This window comes from Methylophilus luteus (assembly GCF_042676265.1).
In the GTDB taxonomy this organism is placed as follows: Bacteria; Pseudomonadota; Gammaproteobacteria; order Burkholderiales; family Methylophilaceae; genus Methylophilus; species Methylophilus luteus.
Window position 1 is genome coordinate 366,981 of record NZ_JBHTKB010000002.1, and the last position, 20,860, is coordinate 387,840.

Below are 20,860 nucleotides of genomic sequence, written 5' to 3' on the forward strand. Positions count from 1 at the left end.
GCACTGGCTACCGCGTTTATGCCGGACGCTTGTCAAAAAATGCGATCGGCTGCGGTGGTGCCATTTGCAGTATATTTTTACGCACTTTGCCCATCACATGCATCTCGCACGGTTTGCAGTCGAATTTGAGTGTGTATCTGTCGTTGCCGCTGATCAGGGTCATGGGTTCGGCGGTGACTGTGCCCTGCACGCCTATCACCCCTTTTGCTTCCTTGGGGCACAAGCCATGGCTAAAGCGCAGGCAATGTTTGGTGATCATCACCGGCACTTCGTCCAGGGTCTCGTTGGCTTCATAAGCGCTGGCGATCAGCTTTACACCGTGCTTGTGATAAAAATCACGCGCTTTCTGGTTGTAAACGTTGGCCAGGTAACTCAGGCTGTCTTGCGGATAGGTCGCAGGTGGTTCTACAGCTGCGCGTAATGGCGGGCGGTCATAGCCTAAGGTTCTGATGGCGATCAACTCTTGCACGGCATCACGGCGTAACTGATTCACAACTGAGGCGGGCATAAACCACGGCTGGGTCAGTTCCAGGCTGATCTCTCTGGCTATAAAATCGGTATTTCCGAGTTTTGCCAGATTTTCGCGTAGCGATACCGCGGCCTTTTCTGCGTCGTTGGCAGTCTGCTTGTCGGCGACGCATAGGGTGGTCGCGCTAAAGCCTTGTTCATCTGTCAGTGTCAGTGCAAAGCCATCAGCAGTCTCGTAAAGCACAACATCCAGTGCGATCTTGCGTGCGGCTGAATCTTTTTCCAGCAAGCGCATAAAAGCATGGTCGCGGTTGCGGTAAAGTTGGGTGTTGTTGCGGATATCCGCAGGCATCTCATTCGGGAACAGGCGTTGAGTATGATGATCCAGCGCTTGTACCGTATTCACACGCAGGCCGACCAGTTCTTTATGCACATCAAAAAAACAGACGCCATCGCCGTTATGCAAGGGTATGTCAGTCGCTACATCGATAAAGTCCTTACCCACCTTACGCACTTTTCCCAGCTCTTCACCGGAAAACTTTGGCGTATCAAAGGCACCGATATCTGCCTGTCTGCCATTGGCGAAGTAGTCGGTCGCACTACGGTTAAAGGTTTTTTCCGGTTGTGGTGTAAAGGTGTAGCTGGCATGCCCGGCAGAAGATTTCGCGTAGTCTGGCATTTCCTGCAGAATCTCATCCAGCAGCAGGCGGTAATGTGCGGTGGCATTTTTCACATACGGCAAGTCTTTGTAGCGGCCTTCGATCTTAAAGCTGCTGACGCCGGCGGCTATCAGGGCGCGCAGGTTGGCGCTCTGGTCGTTGTCTTTCATGGATAAATAATGTTTGTCTTTACCCAGGATACGGCCTTTCTGGTCTTCCAGCGTGTAGGGCAGGCGACACTCCTGTGAACACTCGCCGCGGTTGGCACTGCGGCCAGTGTGCGCGTGGCTGATAAAACACTGCCCGCTAAAGGCCACGCACAAGGCGCCGTGGATAAAGTATTCCAGATTGGCAGCGGTGGCATCGGCGATTTTTTTCACGGTGGCGATATCCAGCTCGCGCGCCAGTACTATCTGGCTGAACCCTACCTGGTCAAGAAACTGCGCCTTTTGCACGGTGCGGATATCGGTTTGCGTGCTGGCATGCAGTTGTATAGGCGGCAGGTCCAGTTGCAGCAGGCCCATGTCCTGCACGATCAGCGCATCTACCCCGGAGTCATACAATTGATGCACGAGCTGGCGTACGCCCTCCAACTCGTTGTCATGAAAAATCGTATTCAGCGCGACAAACACTTCGGCATGGAACTTGTGCGCATGCTGCACCAGCCTGGCGATATCCGCCACCGTGTTAGGTGCCTTGGCGCGCGCACCAAATGCCGGGCCGCCGATATACACGGCATCGGCACCGTGATTGATGGCCTCTATGCCAAAATCAGCATTTTTGGCCGGGGCGAGCAGTTCTAGGTGTTTGCGGGTCTTTTGCATGAAAGAGGGGCTATATACAGTGTAACAACTTGATTTAAGGCGCTATTTTAAACCAAGCATGCGGTTTGCGCTTGGTTTAAAATAGCGGCATGAACGGAAATCAGGATTTATTACAACGCAGCCTGCAAGCGGTCTGGCACCCATGCACACAGATGAAGCATCACGAACGCACACCGCTACTGCCTATCGCGCGCGGTGAAGGTGCCTGGTTGTTTGATAGTGACGGTAAAGGCTATCTGGATGCCGTCAGCAGCTGGTGGGTCAATCTGTTCGGGCATAACCAGCCGGCGATCAAAGACGCGATCAAAGCCCAGTTAGACCAGCTGGAGCACGTGATGCTGGCCGGGTTCACCCATGCGCCTGTGGTGGAGCTGTCAGAAAAGCTGTCTGCACTGACTGACCTGGGCCATGCCTTTTATGGCTCGGATGGGGCCAGTGCGACTGAGATCGCACTCAAAATGAGTTTTCATTACTGGCGCAATCATGGCCAGCCGCACAAAACCAGGTTCATCAGTCTGCAAAACAGTTACCACGGCGAGACCCTGGGCGCGCTGGGCGTCACCGATGTGGCGATATTCAAAGACACTTATGCGCCGCTGATCTGCCAGTCGGCACAGATGCCCAGCCCCGATAGCCGCCTGGCTGAAGCGGGGGAGTCTGCAGAGGCCTATGCCTTGCGCTGCGCCGAAGCGCTGGAAGCCTATGTTGCCGAACACCATGCCGAACTGGCGGCATTCATTATCGAGCCGCTGGTGCAGGGGGCAGCAGGCATGGCTATGTACCATCCGCTTTACCTGCGCAGAGCGCGCGAGGTTTGCAGCCGATATGCCGTGCACTTGATCGCCGATGAGATCGCGGTGGGTTTTGGCCGCACCGGCACCTTGTTCGCCTGTGAGCAGGCGGGTGGCAAGGTCAGTGATATCGCTGACTTTATCTGCCTTTCCAAAGGCATTACCGGCGGATATCTGCCGTTGTCCGCGGTGCTCACCAGCGATCAGGTTTACCAGGCGTTTTACCATGAGCAGACCGGTAAAGGTTTTTTGCATAGCCACAGTTACACCGGTAACCCGCTGGCGTGCAGTGCGGCACTGGCGACGCTGGCGCTGTTCGAGAGCTCTGATGTGCTGGGCCGTAACCAGCAAACAGCGCAGCAGCTCTGGGCCGCAGTACAGGCTTATGACCTGCCGCTGCAACATATACGCCAGCGCGGCATGATCACTGCGTTTGAGGTCGATAGCGGCAATCCGCACTTCGCCCGCGATTGCTATGCGGCCGCATTGCGGCATGGTTTATTGCTCCGCCCCATAGGCAACACCGTGTACTGGATGCCGCCTTATTGTCTGGAGGCGGCAGAGATAGACCATCTGCTGCAGGCGACAAAAACCACCATACTGGAAACGCTCGCATGCAGCTAGATCTACGCCGTCATCTGTTATTGGGATGCCTGTTCTTGTGCAGCCTGTGGGCAGCTGTAGTGCAGGCGGCTTTGCCGGTTTCGCTGCAACAAGCATTGAGCAAAGCACAATTGCCGCTCGATAGTGTCGCCATCGTTGTCCAGCCGCTGAGCGGTGAGCCGCCGCTGATCAGCCATAACCCGGCCAAGGCCATGAACCCGGCCAGTGTGATGAAAGTGGTGACCACCTATGCCGCGCTTGAAGCACTGACCCCCGCCTATCGCTGGAAAACCGAGGTTTACAGCAACGGGCCAGTCCGGCAGGGCGTGCTGGAAGGCGACCTGATCATCAAAGGTTATGGCGACCCGGCCCTGAATAATGCCGAGCTTTGGCGTTTGTTGCAGCAGGTGCAGCAACAGGGGGTCAGGCATATCAAAGGTAACTTGCTGCTGGACGCCAGCGTGTATGTGCCTGAGCTTAGCCAGCGGCCCATACTGGATGACGAGCCATGGCGCGCTTACAACGTCAATCCCTATGCGTTGCTGGTGAATGGCGCACATAGCAGTTTCAGGTTTGGCGTAGTCAAACAAGATAGCAAGCCGCTGGTGAATATCACGCCGGAATTCGACTTGCCGCAGATCAAACTGGTGAATACAGTGCAGGTCAGCAAAGGCCCATGCGCAGATTGGCGCAGCAACTTGCAGTATGCGGTGGCTGCCACCGCTGACGGTGCAACGGTGACTTTTAGCGGCAGCCTGCCGGAACAATGCGATGAACGCTACCTTGAGTTAAGTGTGTTTAGCCAGCAGCAATATGCGGCCTACACCTTTAAAAAGTTGTGGGCTCAACTGGGCGGGCGGCTGGATGGCCAGGTGCAGGCCGCAGTATTGCCCGCCAGCGCCAGTCTGGTCACTACCTGGTGGTCCGCGCCATTGGATGCGGTGGTGCGTGACATTAATAAATGGAGCAACAATGTCATGACGCGGCAGCTGATGCTGACCATAGGCATGCAGGCCGGTTACACGCCCGTGGATGAAAGCCGTGGTGCCCTGGCGCTAAAGCAAGTATTGCAAAAACAGGGCCTGTCGTTTGCTGAGCTGGTGCTGGAGAACGGTTCCGGGCTGTCGCGCAATGAACGCATCAGTGCGGAACATCTGGCACAATTGCTAATCACAGCCTATCAGCGTCCGCTGATGCCGGTGCTGATGGCTTCGCTGCCTATGCTGGGCCTGGATGGTACACTGAAAAACCGTCTGCCAGACCCGGCCAGCCAGGGCATGGCCTACCTGAAAACCGGTTCGCTGGAAGGCGTCAGCAGTGTTGCCGGCTATGTGCAGGACACCCAGGGCAAGCGTTATGTGGTGGTCATGCTGGTGAATCATCCGCAGGCAGCCGCCTCGCGCGCTATCCAGGATGGCTTGATCAAGGCAGTGATAGAAGGCCGCTAGCAGCCGCGGCCGCCAGTATTTTAACAAGTGTTTTTACGCAAAAACGCGTATGATTATGGTCGTTTTCTAGGAGCTAATGTGAAATCAGGAATGAAAAAAATAAGCTTGGGCATGCTGTTGCTGTTGGCGATAGCCGGTTGCCAGGCGCAATCAAACTCAACTAACACTAAGGAAAATACACCAGTGTCTGCCAATATCACCGAACTGCAAAAAATCGATACCGTTGTCGGTAATGGCCGCGAAGCCGAAGTCGGCTTTAACGTCACCGTGCATTACACCGGCTGGCTGTACGACGCCAATGCAAAAGACTTCAAAGGCCAGAAATTCGACAGCAGCCTGGACCGCAACTCGCCGTTCAATTTTTTCCTCGGCGGTGGCCAGGTCATTCAAGGCTGGGATGAAGGCGTGCAAGGCATGAAGATAGGCGGCAAACGTACCCTGATCATCCCTTCTGAATTAGGTTATGGCGCCCGTGGTGCCGGTGGTGCGATCCCGCCGAATGCGACCCTGGTGTTTGATGTTGAGCTGCTCAACGTCAAATAAAGATCAGCATGCGTATGCGTAGAATTTTTTGCGCATACGCACCGCAACAACTGAATAAAGCGATGGGAAAGTCACAATGCAAGTCACAGTGAAATGGATAGACGGCGTCAGCTTTGTCGGCGAGTCTGAAACCGGTCACGCGGTGGTGCTCGATGGCGCGCCGGAAAATGGCGGCCGTAACATAGGCATGCGGCCTATGGAAATGCTGCTGATAGGCATGGGCTCATGTACCGCATTCGATGTGGTGACGATTTTAAAAAAATCACGCCAGCCTATCGTCGATTGTGTGGCTGAAATCGCCGCTGAACGCGCCGAGACTATCCCCAAAGTATTTACCAAGATCCACGTGCATTTTGTGGTCACTGGTGAAAACCTCAACGAACAGCAAGTCGCGCGTGCCGTCAGCCTGTCGGCCGAAAAATATTGTTCTGCCAGCATCATGCTGCAAAAAGCCTGCGAGATTACGCACGATTTCGAAATCAGAACGCCCACTACCGAGTAAGCGATGACCATTCCAGCCGGCATGATAGGGATACGCCATGTGGCGCTGTTTATCCAGGACCTGGAGTCTGCGATAGATTTTTACACGCGCGTGGTCGGCATGCATATCGAATGGCAACCTGACCCCGACAATGTATACCTCAGCAATCATGGCGATGTATTTGCATTGCACCGGGTCGATTATAAGGCCGACCCTTTGCAACGCCTGGACCATATCGGTTTTGCCCTGACCGAGCAGGCGGCCGTAGATGGCTGGTTCAGCCATATGCAAGCGCATGGCGTACGCATCACCGAAGCACCAAAAACACACAGGGATGGCTCACGCGGTTTTTATTGCCTGGATAGCGTAGGGCATCTGCTGGAGTTTATTTACCATCCGCCGATCGCCCGCACACTGCCGTCAGCGCAGGCCTGAATTGATAGTCTGAACTGATAGCCTGAACAGCATGCGCTGCCAAAAAAATAGCCTCCGTGATGGAGGCTATTTTTTTGACTATCTGTACTTAGTCGGTGACCAGTTTGATGGAAAGTGTCTGTTCTTTATCCAGCACCGTCAGCAAGCGGTCTATGTTGGGATGTTTGCCAGGATGATTCTCGGCGTCTTCAGTATGTTCTGCATACAGGGCCAGGCCTTCAACAGCGGCATCGCTGTTGATCTCACCGTAGATCTTGAACAAATGGTGGTAGACCTTGATAGAACCCTGGGTGCCGGGTTTGTTCTCTATCTGGCCCGCAGGCTGGCTTTTCTCATCGAATAGCTCAATGCGTTTCACATGATCGGCATTGTCCAGGGTGAGTAAGTTATCACTAAATTTTTGCATGGTTGACTCTAGGTGACTTCGAATACTATATGGGAATACTATAAATGATACGCGGTACGCGTCATCACTTTGGAAGCGAGCCGCATAGCCAGTTTAACCGGGGCCGGTAGCGTAGCGCCACCCAGATGTTCCGCCGTCTCGGCATGGTGCTCCTCATCTTGCTTCATCTGCGTGACTATGGCACGTGAAGCGTGGTCTTGCGCAGGCAGTTCATGCAAATGATCGCCCAGATGCGCGGAAACCTGGTGCTCGGTTTCGGCCAGAAAACCCAGGTTCCATTTGTCGCCCAGCAGGCCCGCCGTCACGCCCATGCCAAAGCTGGCGCCAAACCACAACGGGTTGAGCAGGCTTTTACGGCCACCAAGCTCGCCTATGCGTCGCTCACACCATGCAAGGTGATCGACTTCTTCGCGCGAGGCTTGTTTAAGCGCTGCTACATTGGCCGGGTCGCGTGAAACCAGCGCCTGGCCACTATATAAGGCCTGGGCACAGACTTCACCTACGTGGTTGATGCGCATCAGCGCGGCGGCGTGCTTGCGCTCGCTGTCAGACAGGGTGCTATCGTCTGCGCTTTCTGCCTGCGGATAAGGCCGGCTAGGGATCGCCTGGCTGAACACCGTGCGTAAGCCCATGTCCAGCACAGCAATCGCCTTGTCCAGTGTCAGTGGTGGCAAAGTCATTGCTTACTCCCGGTGAATGGCCACTGCCTGCAGGCGCTTGTGCATAATGCAGGCAGTGGCATGGTCATCATGGTTTTTTGGTTTTTGCTGGTTTATCAGTCACTGCTGGTTTGTCAGCAGGTTTTTCTGCAGCTGGTTTTTCAGAACCAGTCGTTTTGTCAGACCCAGCCGGTTTGTCGGCACTGGCTTTTACAGCTGCGGGTGCTTTTTGCACTGGCAAGCCTTTCAGCTGGTTCATCGCCTGCACAAACTGGAAGTCGTCTTTGCTGGCCGGTTCTATAGGGCCGCGCGTCTCGGCGAATTTCTCATCCTTAGGTTTATCGCCGCCTACACGTGCTTTTGCATCTTCAGTCGCTTTTTCGGCGTTGGCTTTTGCAATGTCACTAGGGTTAGACAAATGGCGTTTGAGGTCTGCTTCGTGCAGGCTCAGGCTAGGGTCTGAACCATCGTCGACCTGAATATCAGGCACTATGCCTTTGGCCTGGATAGAACGGCCGTTAGGCGTGAAGTAGCGTGCAGTGGTCAACTTGATCGCACTGCCATTGTTCATAGGCAGTATGGTTTGCACCGAGCCCTTGCCAAAACTCTGTATACCCATGATGGTGGCACGTTTGTGGTCTTGCAGTGCACCGGCCACAATCTCAGAAGCCGAGGCAGAACCTGCATTGATCAGCACCACGATAGGCACAGATTTATACTCTTCCGGCAGGTCTTTCAGGTAGTCAGACTTGCCACGGCGTGCATAATCCATAGGCGTCGCATTCAAACGCATTTTAGAATCCGCCACACGGCCCTCGGTGTACACCACCAGGTCATCTTTAGGCAGGAAAGCAGCCGACACACCCACTGCGGCATCGAGCAGGCCACCAGGGTTATTACGCAAGTCTAATACCAGACCTTTAAATGGTGTTTTGTTCTCAGCGCGCAAGGTTTTCAGTGCCTTGGCCAGATCTTCACCGGTACGTTCCTGGAACTGGGTGATACGCACATAGCCATAATCCTGCTCTATCAGCTTGTTCTTCACGCTTTGCGCCTTGATGATGGCGCGGGTCAGGGTAAAGGTCAGCGGTTTGTCCTCGCCTTTACGCACCACGGTCAGCGTGATCTTGGTATCCGGCACGCCACGCATGCGTTTTACGGCATCGTTCAGTGTCAGGCCACGCACCTGGGTGTCATCCAGTTTCATGATCAGGTCGCCGGATTTCAGGCCTGCCTTGTAAGCCGGGCTGTCTTCGATAGGCGTCACTACTTTGACCAGGCCATCTTCCATGGCCACTTCTATGCCCAGGCCGCCAAATTCGCCCTGGGTGCCGGCCTGCAACTCTTTATAGGCATCGGCATCCATAAAGGTGGAGTGCGGATCAAGGCCTTGCAGCATGCCGGCCAGTGCTTCGTTGATCAGTTTCTTATCTTCAACCGGTTCTACATAGTCAGATTTGACTTTGGCAAACACTTCGGCAAAAACGCGTAGTTCATCAATCGGTAATTGGGAGACCGAAGTGCGGTCAGCCCAGGCAGAAATATTGATACTTACAAGAATACCTACAAACACGCCTGCACCAAGCAAGCTGAACTTTTCAAATTTGGAACGCATACAATGCCTTGTGATCAATTAAGCGAAGAAGATTACAGTTGGGATATTACTGTATTCAGAGTCAAGTTGCATCTGTTGATGACAGCCTGTTTTCAGAGAGTGGAAAGTATAGTGTTAAGTTCATTTTCCGCTATTTCAGTAAAATTGACTATACTCTCAACGCAAATAAGTTATTAGAGTGCAATATGCAAAAGCCTATCGTAGAAATCGAGTTTTGTACACAGTGCCGTTGGCTGCTGCGTGCCGCCTGGTTGGCACAAGAGTTATTGACGACTTTTGACACTGATCTAGGCTCGGTCAACCTGGTGCCTGGCACCGGCGGGGTCCTGGAAGTGCGTTGTGATGGTCAGCTGATCTTTTCGCGCAAGCAGGCAGGGCGGTTTCCTGAAGCCAAAGAGTTAAAGCAGCTGATCAGAGATTTAATCGACCCGCAACGTTCGCTGGGGCATAGTGACAGCCCGGTTAAGAGTGCGGGCGATTAGGCTGGTTGTAGCGGTGAGCCAACAGTTTTAATTGGCGGCTTCGACTTCCATGCGCTTGGCACCGTTATAACGGCTGCTCCAGTAGCGCTCGTCCATATTCTCAATGCGCACTTTAGCCCCGGCTCTTGGCGCATGAATGAACTGGTTATTGCCTACGTAGATACCCACATGCGAGAAAGCTGATTTCAGCGTGTTGAAAAACACCAGGTCGCCAGGCTGCAGGTCGTCACGTTTGACGGTATCGCCGAGTTCGCTGATGGTGCGGGCAGAAGGCGGCAGCGAGATCTGTGCCGCATGCTTGAACACATATTGCACAAAACCGCTGCAATCAAAACCGGTTTCAGGGCTGCGGCCACCATATTTATAGCCGACGCCGGTCAGGCTGAGCGCGCGTATCATGATCTCTTCCACTTTCTCAGACCATGTGCCGGACAGGCCGGACTGGTTCTCCAGCACCTGCTCCTGCGTATAGCTGTAGGCGTTCTGCCAACGCTTGTCATCACCAGGCGCAGCCAGGCTTTGCGATTGGTAAAGCAGTGTGCTGATCATGATTACAGCAAAGCTAAGAACTGATTTATTCATCTCAATCAAAAGGTTGGCTTAGGTTATTTTTGTGTCAGAGATATGTATTACGGCCTAAACCTTGCCATACTTCAATCGCAGATGCAAGTTTTCAGCTATTTTTATACGCAGCGCCCGCCAGGCCATGATTAAAAATCTGCATCATTTAGGGGCGCTCATGGGATAATTATCAGATGTCCTTAATGCAGCAAGTCACGACAGCATTCTCAGAGCACGGCAGTCTGGTACAGACCATGCCGGGCTTTAAAAGCCGCCCGCAACAGCAGGAAATGGCGCAGGCGATCGCCGACGCCATTGAGCAGCAGCAACAGCTGGTGGCTGAGGCCGGCACTGGCACCGGTAAAACCTATGCCTATCTGGTGCCAGCGCTGTTGTCCGGTGGCAAAGTGATCATTTCCACCGGCACCAAGACCTTGCAGGACCAGCTTTATCAGCGCGACCTGCCAGCCGTGCGCGAAGCACTCAAAGTGCCGGTCTCTGTCGCCATGCTTAAAGGCCGGGCCAACTATATCTGCCATTACCATTTGTTACGCGCCAGCCAGGAAGGCCGTTTTCAATCGCGCGAAGACGCGCAATATATCCCCATTCTGCAAAGTTTTGCCGAGAACAGCACCAGCGGTGACAAGGCCGAACTGATCGAAGTGCCGGAGCAGGCGACGGTCTGGCAACAGGTGACCTCGACCCGCGACAATTGCGTAGGCCAGGATTGCCAGTTCTACAAACAATGCTTTGTCATGGAGGCGCGCAAACAGGCGCTGGCGGCCGATGTGGTGGTGGTCAATCACCACCTGTTCTTTGCCGATGTCATGCTCAGGGACGAAGGCGTGGCAGAACTGTTGCCCAGTGCCAACACCGTGGTCTTCGACGAGGCGCACCAGTTGCCCGAAGTGGCCGGGCTGTTCTTTGGCGAGGATATCTCCACCTCGCAATTGATGGACCTGGCCAGGGATAGCCAGATGGCCTATCTGACCATAGTCAAGGATTGTGTCGCCCTGGCTGAAGCGGTGACGCCGCTGGAAAAAGCCTGCCGCGATTTCCGCCTGGTATTCCAGTTTGAAGGCGCGCGCATGCCGGTGCAAAAAGCCCAGGCATTGAAGAATTTCGCTGATGCCTATCAGCACATGCTGGAAACCCTAGCGACGCTGACCAAAGTGCTCGAGACCCAGGCCGCCCGCGACCCCTTGCTGGAAAAATGCTGGCAACGTGGCGAGGCCCTGCTCGCCTTGCTGCAAGCCTGGCACAAAGGCAACCAGGCAAACCTGGTGCGCTGGGTAGAAGTATTCAGCCAAAGCGTACAACTGCATGCGACCCCGCTCAGTGTGGCAGACGGCTTTGGCAAGCAGCTGAACGCGCAGCCACGCGCCTGGATCTTCACCTCCGCCACTCTGGCGGTAAAAAACGATTTCAATCACTACCAGGGCCAGATGGGCCTGCTGGCTGCGCAAACCCGGCACTGGCAAAGCCCGTTCGATTATGACCGCCAGGCACTTTTATATGTGCCCGAAGGCATGCCCGAACCCAACAGCATCGCCTACCCGGCCGCGGTGGCCGCCATCGCCTTGCCGGTGCTGCAAGCCAGCCGTGGGCGGGCTTTTGTGCTGTGCACCTCGCTGCGCGCCATGCGCGAAGTGCATGCCTTACTCAAACAGGCCTTTGCCGAGCAGGGCATGGAATATCCGTTGCTGATGCAGGGCGAAAGCAACCGTACCGAGCTGCTGGACAGGTTCCGCGCACATGGTAATGCGGTGCTGGTTGGCTCACAGAGTTTTTGGGAAGGCGTAGATGTGCGTGGCGAAGCGCTCTCCTGCGTCATCATCGATAAATTGCCGTTTGCACCACCAGATGACCCGGTGCTGTCAGCGCGCATAGATAAAATGAACACCGAAGGCAAAAACGCCTTTATGGAATATCAGCTACCCTATGCCGTCATCACCCTCAAACAGGGTGCCGGGCGCCTGATCCGCGACGAGAGCGATTCCGGCGTACTGGTGATCTGCGATCCGAGATTGGTAGATAAACCTTACGGGCGACGCATCTGGCAGAGTCTGCCGCCTTTCAAACGCACCCGAAAACTGGATGAAGTGCAGGCATTTTTCGAGCGCGTAGCTGAAGACCCACCTGCTGGTTGATCCGCCCCGATTCAGACATGCTGATAGTGCCTGCAAATGAGTACACGTTGACCGCTATCCGCGCGCAAGGCGCGGGCGGGCAGAACGTGAACAAAGTATCCTCTGCCATCCACCTGCGCTTTGATATCCATGCCTCCAGCCTGAGTGATGCGGTGAAACACCGATTGCTCAATAGTAAAGACCAGCGCATCACCGCCGAAGGGGTGCTGGTGATCAAGGCGCAACAATATCGTACGCAAGAGGCGAATAAAAAGGATGCGATCGCTCGCTTGCAGGCGATCGTGGAGGCGGCTTGTCATGTGCATGCCACGAGGTATGCGACGCGGCCGACGCGGGCCTCACAGAAACGTAGGGTGGCGGGAAAGTTGCAGCGGGGGGAGATCAAGCGGGGGCGCGGGAAAGTGGTTGAGGATCATTAGCAATAAATCCTGTGCTGAATCGCCTGAGATTGCTTTTGCGAAAGCTGATGCGTGCCTGGCTGGATGAGTAGTTAATAGGTATTTCTTTGGGTAGTTCTGCGCGCTGATTCAGCGTTTTCTTTCGCCACTTGGCGGGTTACTTTTCCTTTGCTTGTCCAAACTGACGGACTCGTGCAGACGAATGATGCACTTGCTGGAGATGTAATTTAGGTAGTTCTTTGGATGATTTCTCAGCTGCTTTTCGCCTGTAGGCGAGTGTCTTTTCTTTGCGTGCCCAAAGAAAAGACACCAAAAGAAAGGGCACCCTAGCATCCGCTTGTTTCCTGCGTTGCTCGTCAAAATAAGCGGTCGCGAAACTCGCCCTAGCGGCCTGCACAGGACGCAGGCCACCGCGGAGCTCAGACAGTCGCTCCCTTCCTCCTTATTTTGACTCCGCTACTCGGCGCGTCAGATAGGGGACCCGGAAAGGCACTACGCGGTGGTTTAGGTGGGTCTTTTCACGTCGTATCCCGCTCGACTGGCGCAATAATACAAATACTAAGTTACTAAGCGGCCCACTGCACATGGCGGTTCACTAATGACTCATCGTGGTGGTGTTGACTTTGGGCCCCTATCTGACGCGCCGAGTAGCGCAGTCAGCGTGGGAGGGGTCGGCCAGCGTCTGTCCGAGTTCCGCAACAAGCCACGTTCTGTGTGGCTTGTCAGGGCGAGTTTCGTTAGACGCCCACGCTGACGAGCAACGCAGGAAACAAGCGGAAGCTAGGGTGCATTTCTTTTGGTTACATTTTCTTTGGGCAAGCAAAGAAAAGTAACTCGCCTAGAGGCGAAAGAAAGCGCTGAAACAGAGCACTAAACCACCCAAAGAAATACCGATTAGAACTTCACAAGCAGATAGTGCATTCCTCACTCTGCGAGGTCGGCCACTTTTGGCAAGTCAGGAAAATCAACCCGCCTACAGGCAAAAAGCCCCCAGCTTAAATACAATTTAAAGAATAAAGATTACGATCTGTAATCCGCATTGATCTTGACATAGTCATACGAAAAATCGCATGTCCATACCGTGGCATCTGCCGGTCCGCGATTCAGCACTACACGCACCAGAATATCGCTTTCTTTCATCACCGCTGCGCCCTGTTCTTCCACATAGGCCGCCGCACGGCCACCTTTTTCCGCGACCAGTACATCGCCCAGGTAAAGCTGCAGGGTATTCACATCCAGATCATCCACTCCGGCATAGCCTATGGCTGCCAGGATACGCCCCAGGTTAGGGTCAGAAGCAAAGAACGCAGTCTTGATCAGCGGCGAGTGTGCAATGGCGTAAGCGACTTTGCGACATTCTTCTTCGTCTTTGCCTGCCTGGACCTGAATAGTCATAAACTTGGTCGCACCTTCGCCATCACGCACTATGGCTTGTGCAAGTTCTGTGGCTACCTCTGTCAGTGCATCGCGCAGGCTGCTGAAGTCGGCACTTTGTTCAGTGATCTCGGCGTTGCCGGCCTGGCCGGTCGCTATCAGGATCAGGCTGTCGTTGGTGCTGGTGTCGCCATCAACGGTGATACAGTTGAATGACTTATTCACCGCGTGCTGGATGATGTTGTCCAGGGTAGCCTGGCTGATGGCAGCGTCAGTCGCGATGTAACCCAGCATGGTGGCCATGTTGGGATGTATCATGCCTGAGCCTTTGCTGATGCCGGTGATGGTCACCGACTTGCCGCCTATAGTGAGTGTACGCGAGCTGCCTTTGGCGACGATGTCTGTAGTCATGATGGCTTCGGCAGCATTCAGCCAGTTATCGGTTTGCAGATTCGCCACTGCATTGGGGATGCCGGCCAGTAATCTTTCCATAGGCAGGGTTTCCAGGATCACCCCGGTCGAGAATGGCAATACCTGGGTGGGGCTGATATTCAGTGCCTGGGCGACGGCGATACAGCTGGCGCGCGCATCATCCAGCCCTTGCTGGCCGGTGCCGGCATTGGCACAGCCGGTGTTCACCAGTAAGGCGCGTATGCCGTTGCCCAGCTGCAGATGCTCTTTGCACACGGTCACCGGTGCGGCACAAAAGCGGTTCAGGGTGAACACGCCGGATACGCTGCTGCCCTCAGGCACGGTGATGACCAGCACGTCCTTGCGGTTGGGTTTGCGTATATGTGCTTGCGTGAAACCGAGTTGTACACCTGCAACAGCTAATAGGTCTTGCGCCAGCGGCGCGCTTAATTTAACGGGCATCCGTTTTCCTTCACTCTCAAAAGAACAGGGTTTTAATCATGTCAGGCGCGGCGCCAGGTGGTGCCTTGTGCGGTATCTTCCAGTACTATGCCTGCGTCGGACAAGGCTTTGCGGATACGGTCGGCTTCGGCAAAGTCTTTGGCTTTTTTGGCGTTGATGCGCGCCGTGATCAGGCTGTCTATATCCAGTTCGCCGGCTGCATCGTCGCCTTGTATATCACCCTGCATAAACGCTTGCGGGTCACGTTGCAACAAACCGACGATACCGGCTAATTGTTTCAGTAATGCGGCGGTCTGCGGCGATCTGTCCTTGTTCAGTTCATTGGCCAGTTCAAACAATACAGCCAGTGCTTCAGCGGTATTGAAGTCATCGTCCATGGCAGCTTTGAATCTGGCGGCTGGTGGCTGTTGCCAGTCTATGTCTATGGATGGCACTTGCAGGCCACGCAAAGCAGTGTATAAACGCGTCAATGAAGCTTTGGCATCGTCCAGATGTTTGTCAGAGTAATTGAGCGGGCTGCGGTAATGAGCACGCAGGATGAAAAAGCGCACTACTTCAGGGTCGTATTTTTCCAGTACTTCACGGATGGTGAAAAAGTTGCCCAGCGATTTGGACATTTTTTCGTCATCTACACGCACAAAGCCATTGTGCAGCCAGTAGTTAGCCATGGTGCAGCCATGGGTGGCTTCGGATTGCGCGATCTCATTCTCGTGGTGCGGAAACTGCAGGTCCTGGCCGCCGCCATGGATATCAAAGTGTTGGCCCAGCAGCTCGGCGCTCATGGCCGAACATTCTATATGCCAGCCCGGGCGGCCATTGCCCCACGGAGACTCCCAGTAAGGTTCGCCTGCTTTGGCTGATTTCCACAATACAAAATCCAGCGGGTCGTGTTTGTGGCCGTCCACGTCTACCCGCTCGCCGGCGCGCAGGTCATCCAGTGTCTTGCCGGATAATTTGCCGTAATCATTAAAGCTGCGCACTTTGTAAAACACGTCGCCATTGTCGGCCTGGTAGGCAAAGCCTTTGGCGATCAGCTGGCTGATCATATCCAGCATGCCTTGCACGTGCTCGGTGGCACGCGGCTCTAAATCCGGGCGTATGATGCCCAGCTTGGCTGAATCTTCGTCCATGGCGGTGATAAAACGCTGGGTCAGGCTTTGTATGGATTCGTTGTTTTCGCTGGCACGTTTAATGATTTTGTCATCAATATCGGTGATGTTACGCACATAAGTCACTTCGTAACCACTGGCGCGCAACCAGCGGGCCACCATGTCAAACACCACCATCACCCGTGCGTGGCCCAGATGGCAAAAGTCATACACAGTCATGCCACAGACATACATGCGTACTTTATTGGGCTGGATAGGCTGGAACTCTTGCTTGCTGCGGGTCAGGGTGTTGTGTAGTTTTAACATGCTAACAAATGTAATGAGGTGAATGCGTGATAAAATCAGCTGAAATAAGGGAGTGTCCGGCCAGCGTTAAGCAAATGTTTTTTTGTGCCTGGCTTAACATTGTGACAATCCGGTTGTTTGTTGTCAGGCAAATGGTTAAAACGCGAATAGATATAGAAATCATTGCGTAATAATCACCTAAATCTGCACTGTCTCTTGTACAATTCAAGTATAACATACTGCTAAAAATCAACGATTGCTCAGGTAATTAACTCATGAATGCAACATTAAAAAAATACTTGCTGGTATTCAGTGTCATTTTCAGTCAGGCCGCTGTGTCGCATGTAGTGATGGCCGGTCAAACCAACGTCGAACTTCGCGAAATCAATCAGCTTTCAGAGCAGGGTAACCAGGCGGCGGCACTCGATAAAGTCAACACCTACCTGTCGGCTAATCCCAAGAATGCTGAAGCCATGTTTATGCGCGGCGTCATTCTGGTCGAACTGGGTAAGCGTGATGAGGCCATCAAAGCATTTACAGACCTGTCCGAGAAGTTCCCCAACCTGCCGGAACCCTACAATAACCTGGCCGTTTTATATGCTGACCAGGGCCAGTATGACAAAGCGCGTAAAGCACTTGAGTCTGCCATAAAAACCCACCCCAGCTATGCCACTGCCCATGAGAACCTGGGTGATATCTATGCGCGCATGGCTTCTGAAGCGTATGACAAGGCGCTCAAACTGGATACTTCCAACAGCCGTGCACAAAATAAACTGGCCATGATCACCGATCTGTTCGGTGGCAAGCGTGCCGTGGCCCGTCCGGCCACCGCCGTGCCTGGCAACCCGCCAGCGGCCAGCGCCCCTGTCATGCCGCCGGGTAGCAGCACGCCGACGGTGACGCCGCCAGCGAATACGGCGCCAACGGTGACCACCCCGCCGGCTGTGGTCGAGAGCAAAAAACCTGCCGTGGTGGAAAGCAAACCGGTTGAAACCAAGTCGGTTGAGTCCAAACCAGCTGAATCCAAACCAGCTGTGGACCAGCAGGAGCAGGCTGTCATAGAGGCAGTCAATGCCTGGGCAGATGCCTGGGCAGCGCAAAACGTGGACCGCTACCTGGATAGTTATGCCCGCGATTTCAAAACACCAGCCGGTGAGACGCGCAAACAGTGGGAAACCACCAGGCGTGATCGTGTCAGCCGTCCGGCCAAGATCTCGGTGAAATTGCAGAATATTTCTGTGAAAATGGAAAGCCAGACTGCGGCGAAAGTCACTTTCAGGCAGATTTACAAGGCGACTGGCCTGGATGCCAACTCCAATAAGACCCTTAATCTGGTCAAAGAAGGTTCACGCTGGTTGATCAAGCAGGAGCGGGTAGGCAAGTTTTAAGGCATATGTGCGCTGAATTAAGAGGTAAAAAACAGGAATCTCCAGCGAATTCAGCGAGTTGCGCGCAGTTTTTGAATTAACGAATGTATAATATCGGCATGAGAAGTTTGAGAAAATATTGCTGTATCGCATTTGTAAGCGCTGCACTATTGCCGTGGAACGCAACCGCGGTGAACCATGAGGCGTTGACCACGCGCCTGTTCATACAAAATAAAAACACCGGCAGCGTAGAACGCATGCTGGTGCAAACCCTGCAGGCCATCAAGGAAGGCCGCCTGCAGCAGGCGCTGGATTACGTTGACCAGTTGCTGGCCATCTCACCGAACTTCGCGCTTGCCCACCTCATACATGGCGACCTGCTCTCTGCCAAAGCACGCATACTCAATGGCTTTGGTGATGCGAATGCGGCCAATCTCAATCGCATACAGGACCTCAAAGATGAGGCCGAGATCCGCATCCGCAATTATTTCGACCAGAATCGCGGCCTGACCCAGCCTAACCTGCTGGTAGAGTTGTCTGAAAAGCAAACACATGTGTTATTCGTTGATACTGCGCGCTCGCGTTTGTATGTCTACGAAAAAAGCCACAAAGACACACTCAAGTATCTGGCCGATTACTATGTCACTATCGGCAAGAACGGCATAGGTAAAAAAGACCAGGGCGATAAACGCACCCCTATAGGCGTTTACTTCGCCTCGCGGAAACTTAATCGTCCTTTGCCTGATCTATACGGTGACGCTGCTTACCCGCTCAACTACCCGAACGAGATCGACAGCTACGAACGCAAGACCGGTTCCGGCATCTGGATACATGGCACGCCGCGTGATACTTACAGTCGCCCGCCACGCGCCAGTGATGGTTGTGTGGTGCTTTCCAATCCGGATATGAAAGCCTTGCAGGACATTTTGCAGCTGGGCAATACGCCGGTGGTGATAGGGGTAGACTTTCAGTGGATCAGCCCAGAGTCGCTCAAACAGCAGGCGCAGGCAAAATCTGCCTTGAAAGTGGCACTGGAAAATTGGCGTAAGGATTGGGTGTCGCAGGACACCGATGCCTACCTGGCGCATTATGCCAGCGATTTCTTTTATTCAGAGGGTGGCTTAAGCAAGTGGTCAGGTTACAAGCGGCAGATACAGGCGAACAAGCCTAAGGTAAGTGTCAACCTGTCAGAAGTCAGTATGTTTACTTATCCTAATTCGGCCAAAAACATGGTGGTGGTCGATTTTGAGCAGGAATATATCAGCCCGGCTTTACGCAACGTCATGAAAAAACGCCAGTACTGGGTGCAGGAAAACGGCCAATGGAAAATCTTATATGAAGGGTCAGCCTGATGCATAAACTGATAGGTTTATTTTTACTGTGTACCATGACAGCGATGTCGTCCGCGACTGCTGCCACGCAGGTCACATTTGAAACCAACCAGGGCAATTTCACGGTGGAAGTCTATGCCGACAAAGCGCCGAAGACGGTAGAGAATTTTCTGCAATATGTGAAAGAAGGCTTTTATACCAATACGGTGTTTCACCGGGTGATCAGCCGCTTTATGGTACAAGGTGGCGGTTTTGACCGTGATTTTGTTGAAAAACCTACCCGCGCGCCTATCGTCAATGAGTCCAACAATGGCCTGATCAACCAGACCGGCACCATAGCCATGGCCAGGACCCAGGACCCTAACTCTGCCACGGCGCAGTTTTTTGTTAATGTGGCTGATAACCAGTTTTTGAATTACACCAGCCCGGAAGCCAGCATGATAGGCTATTGCGTATTTGGTAAAGTAGTTTCCGGCATGGACGTGGTATTCAAGATCAGCAATCTGCCTACCGGCAACCAGCGTGGTATGTCTGACGTGCCTATACGCACTGTGATCATCAAGCGCGCGACCATAGTCAGCGGCAAGTAACTCACTCTATTCAAGCCGCTTAAGTGTTGCAGCACGGCACTAAAGCGGCTATTCAAATCAATTAACGGAGAATGTTTTGGTAAAACTCACTACCAACTTTGGCGATATCACTATCGAATTATTTGCAGACAAAGCACCCATCACAGTGGCTAACTTTTTAAACTATGTTGAAAAAGGCTTTTACGATGGCGTGATCTTTCATCGCGTGATCAATGACTTTATGATCCAGGGCGGTGGCTTTGATGTCAACATGAAGCAAAAAGCAACCGATGCCACTATCAAGAACGAAGCAGATAACGGTTTATCTAACGACAAATACACGCTGGCAATGGCCCGCACCATGGTGCCTGACTCTGCTTCTGCGCAGTTTTTCATCAACGTGAAAGACAATGATTTCCTCAATTTCACCTCGGCGACTACCCAGGGCTGGGGCTACTGTGTGTTTGCTAAAGTAGTTGAAGGCACTGAGGTCGTTGATAAGATCAAGACCGTTGCCACCGGTAACCGTGCCGGTCACCAGGATGTGCCGGTTGAGCCTGTGATCATTGAAAAGGCAGTGGTCCTGGCCTGATGGCTACCTGGATCATCTCAGATCTGCACTTGTGCGCACAAAGGCCTGCGGTAACGCAGGCTTTTTTGCATTGGCTGCAGACTGAGGTGATGCAGGCTGAAGCACTGTATATCCTAGGCGATTTTGTTGAGGCGTGGGTGGGTGACGATGTGCTGGATGACGCTGAACATGGCGCCGAATTCCGGCCAGTGGTAGCCGCCTTGCGCCGCCTGTCAGACAGCGGCGTCAAACTGTATTTCATGCACGGTAACCGCGACTTTTTGATAGGCGCACAGTTTGCACAAGCCTGTGGCCTGCAATTGCTGGCCGACCCCACCATGATAAAGTTTGGTGAAAAACGCATACTGCTGTCGCATGGCGATGCCTTGTGCACTGATGATGTGGCTTACCAGCAGTTTCGCAGCCAGGTGCGCAGCCCGCAGTGGCAGCAGGCTTTTCTGGCACAAACGCTGGCTGCCCGTATCGCTTTCGCCGAGCAGGCGCGTAGCCAGAGCACGCAAAACAAAAACATGCAGCCACTAGCGATCATGGATGTGAATGCAAGCGCAGTGCTGCAGCTGGTGCGTGAAAATGACTATCCTGAGGTGTTGCTACACGGGCATACGCACAGGCCGGAGATACATGCGCTCACCGTGGATGGGCATGCTTGCCAGCGCTGGGTGCTGGGTGATTGGCATGACAGCGCCGTTGTTTGCCGCCTGGACGATGAAGGCATGGCGCTGGTCACATTGCAATTGTAGGGCTGAGGCAAATACTGCCAGGCTCAATTAAAAAAAAGCGCCCAGTTAACCGTGGGCGCTTTTTTTTGCGTCATTTTGCAGCATGCACACTGCGGAC

General features: G+C 53.6%; 20 protein-coding genes. 13 read left to right on the forward strand and 7 right to left on the reverse strand.

All coding sequences use genetic code 11. The features are described from left to right. Positions 1 to 16 precede the first annotated feature (16 nt). Positions 17 to 1,951: a peptidase U32 family protein gene (locus ACFQ1Z_RS11265; RefSeq protein ID WP_379057689.1), complete on the reverse strand. Its 1,935-nt coding sequence runs from the start codon at positions 1,949 to 1,951 to the stop codon at positions 17 to 19. An 89-nt stretch (positions 1,952 to 2,040) separates the two neighbouring features. Here ACFQ1Z_RS11265 and bioA point away from each other — a divergent pair, with 89 nt between their 5' ends. The 5 genes from bioA to ACFQ1Z_RS11290 all read left to right on the forward strand — a co-directional run bounded on the left by bioA (position 2,041) and on the right by ACFQ1Z_RS11290 (position 6,252). Further along, positions 2,041 to 3,366, forward strand: a complete 1,326-nt coding sequence (gene bioA / locus ACFQ1Z_RS11270) for an adenosylmethionine--8-amino-7-oxononanoate transaminase (RefSeq protein ID WP_379057690.1) — start codon at positions 2,041 to 2,043, stop codon at positions 3,364 to 3,366. After that, entirely contained in the window at positions 3,357 to 4,793 is a 1,437-nt protein-coding gene (dacB, locus tag ACFQ1Z_RS11275) for a D-alanyl-D-alanine carboxypeptidase/D-alanyl-D-alanine endopeptidase (protein WP_379057691.1), read from the forward strand. Before bioA ends, dacB begins: the two co-directional genes overlap by 10 nt. 90 nt (positions 4,794 to 4,883) lie before the next feature. Beyond that, on the forward strand, positions 4,884 to 5,336 hold the full coding sequence (locus ACFQ1Z_RS11280) for an FKBP-type peptidyl-prolyl cis-trans isomerase (protein ID WP_379057693.1): 453 nt from the start codon (positions 4,884 to 4,886) through the stop codon (positions 5,334 to 5,336). A 76-nt stretch (positions 5,337 to 5,412) separates the two neighbouring features. Next, positions 5,413 to 5,838 carry an OsmC family protein gene (locus tag ACFQ1Z_RS11285; RefSeq protein ID WP_379057694.1) on the forward strand — a complete coding sequence of 142 codons (426 nt, stop codon included), beginning with the start codon at positions 5,413 to 5,415 and terminating at the stop codon, positions 5,836 to 5,838. A 3-nt stretch (positions 5,839 to 5,841) separates the two neighbouring features. Further along, positions 5,842 to 6,252, forward strand: coding sequence for a VOC family protein (locus ACFQ1Z_RS11290; RefSeq protein WP_379057696.1), 411 nt, complete (start codon positions 5,842 to 5,844; stop codon positions 6,250 to 6,252). Between the two features lie 88 nt (positions 6,253 to 6,340). On the opposite strand, the gene ACFQ1Z_RS11295 is transcribed toward ACFQ1Z_RS11290, so the two are convergent. The 3 genes from ACFQ1Z_RS11295 to ACFQ1Z_RS11305 all read right to left on the reverse strand — a co-directional run bounded on the left by ACFQ1Z_RS11295 (position 6,341) and on the right by ACFQ1Z_RS11305 (position 8,932). Further along, positions 6,341 to 6,658, reverse strand: coding sequence for a DUF2322 family protein (locus tag ACFQ1Z_RS11295; RefSeq protein WP_379057697.1), 318 nt, complete (start codon positions 6,656 to 6,658; stop codon positions 6,341 to 6,343). A 38-nt stretch (positions 6,659 to 6,696) separates the two neighbouring features. Beyond that, the gene (gene coq7 / locus ACFQ1Z_RS11300; protein WP_379057698.1) at positions 6,697 to 7,338 is read right to left on the reverse strand and encodes a 2-polyprenyl-3-methyl-6-methoxy-1,4-benzoquinone monooxygenase; all 642 of its coding nucleotides are present in this window, start codon (positions 7,336 to 7,338) and stop codon (positions 6,697 to 6,699) included. A gap of 67 nt (positions 7,339 to 7,405) precedes the next feature. Then, the gene (locus tag ACFQ1Z_RS11305) at positions 7,406 to 8,932 is read right to left on the reverse strand and encodes a S41 family peptidase (protein ID WP_379057700.1); all 1,527 of its coding nucleotides are present in this window, start codon (positions 8,930 to 8,932) and stop codon (positions 7,406 to 7,408) included. A 185-nt stretch (positions 8,933 to 9,117) separates the two neighbouring features. Between ACFQ1Z_RS11305 and ACFQ1Z_RS11310 the strand changes: the two genes are divergently transcribed. Then, positions 9,118 to 9,414, forward strand: a complete 297-nt coding sequence (locus tag ACFQ1Z_RS11310) for a SelT/SelW/SelH family protein (RefSeq protein ID WP_379057701.1) — start codon at positions 9,118 to 9,120, stop codon at positions 9,412 to 9,414. 27 nt (positions 9,415 to 9,441) lie between these two features. Here the strand turns inward: ACFQ1Z_RS11310 and ACFQ1Z_RS11315 are convergent, their stop codons facing one another. Next, a complete protein-coding gene (locus ACFQ1Z_RS11315) occupies positions 9,442 to 9,963 on the reverse strand; it encodes a C40 family peptidase (RefSeq protein ID WP_379057703.1) in 522 nt (173 codons plus the stop codon). Between the two features lie 206 nt (positions 9,964 to 10,169). On the opposite strand from ACFQ1Z_RS11315, the gene ACFQ1Z_RS11320 reads away from it, so the two are divergent. Both ACFQ1Z_RS11320 and arfB read left to right on the forward strand, forming a co-directional pair. After that, entirely contained in the window at positions 10,170 to 12,125 is a 1,956-nt protein-coding gene (locus ACFQ1Z_RS11320) for an ATP-dependent DNA helicase (protein ID WP_379057705.1), read from the forward strand. A 17-nt stretch (positions 12,126 to 12,142) separates the two neighbouring features. Further along, complete coding sequence (gene arfB / locus ACFQ1Z_RS11325) at positions 12,143 to 12,544, forward strand: alternative ribosome rescue aminoacyl-tRNA hydrolase ArfB (protein ID WP_379057706.1); 402 nt, start codon at positions 12,143 to 12,145, stop codon at positions 12,542 to 12,544. A 999-nt stretch (positions 12,545 to 13,543) separates the two neighbouring features. Here arfB and argJ read toward each other — a convergent pair. Beyond that, positions 13,544 to 14,770, reverse strand: coding sequence for a bifunctional glutamate N-acetyltransferase/amino-acid acetyltransferase ArgJ (gene argJ, locus ACFQ1Z_RS11330; RefSeq protein WP_379057707.1), 1,227 nt, complete (start codon positions 14,768 to 14,770; stop codon positions 13,544 to 13,546). Between the two features lie 41 nt (positions 14,771 to 14,811). After that, entirely contained in the window at positions 14,812 to 16,185 is a 1,374-nt protein-coding gene (cysS, locus tag ACFQ1Z_RS11335; RefSeq protein ID WP_379057708.1) for a cysteine--tRNA ligase, read from the reverse strand. 254 nt (positions 16,186 to 16,439) lie between these two features. Here cysS and ACFQ1Z_RS11340 point away from each other — a divergent pair, with 254 nt between their 5' ends. The 5 genes from ACFQ1Z_RS11340 (at position 16,440) to ACFQ1Z_RS11360 (ending at position 20,763) form a co-directional block, all read left to right on the forward strand. After that, positions 16,440 to 17,552 (forward strand): tetratricopeptide repeat protein, encoded by a 1,113-nt coding sequence (locus ACFQ1Z_RS11340; RefSeq protein WP_379057709.1) that lies wholly within the window; start codon positions 16,440 to 16,442, stop codon positions 17,550 to 17,552. An 83-nt stretch (positions 17,553 to 17,635) separates the two neighbouring features. Further along, a complete protein-coding gene (locus ACFQ1Z_RS11345) occupies positions 17,636 to 18,883 on the forward strand; it encodes a L,D-transpeptidase family protein (protein WP_379057710.1) in 1,248 nt (415 codons plus the stop codon). Beyond that, the gene (locus tag ACFQ1Z_RS11350; protein ID WP_379057711.1) at positions 18,883 to 19,452 is read left to right on the forward strand and encodes a peptidylprolyl isomerase; all 570 of its coding nucleotides are present in this window, start codon (positions 18,883 to 18,885) and stop codon (positions 19,450 to 19,452) included. Before ACFQ1Z_RS11345 ends, ACFQ1Z_RS11350 begins: the two co-directional genes overlap by 1 nt. Positions 19,453 to 19,528: 76 nt before the next feature. Continuing rightward, entirely contained in the window at positions 19,529 to 20,023 is a 495-nt protein-coding gene (locus ACFQ1Z_RS11355; RefSeq protein WP_379057713.1) for a peptidylprolyl isomerase, read from the forward strand. Next, positions 20,023 to 20,763, forward strand: coding sequence for a UDP-2,3-diacylglucosamine diphosphatase (locus ACFQ1Z_RS11360; protein WP_379057714.1), 741 nt, complete (start codon positions 20,023 to 20,025; stop codon positions 20,761 to 20,763). Before ACFQ1Z_RS11355 ends, ACFQ1Z_RS11360 begins: the two co-directional genes overlap by 1 nt. Positions 20,764 to 20,860 lie beyond the last annotated feature (97 nt).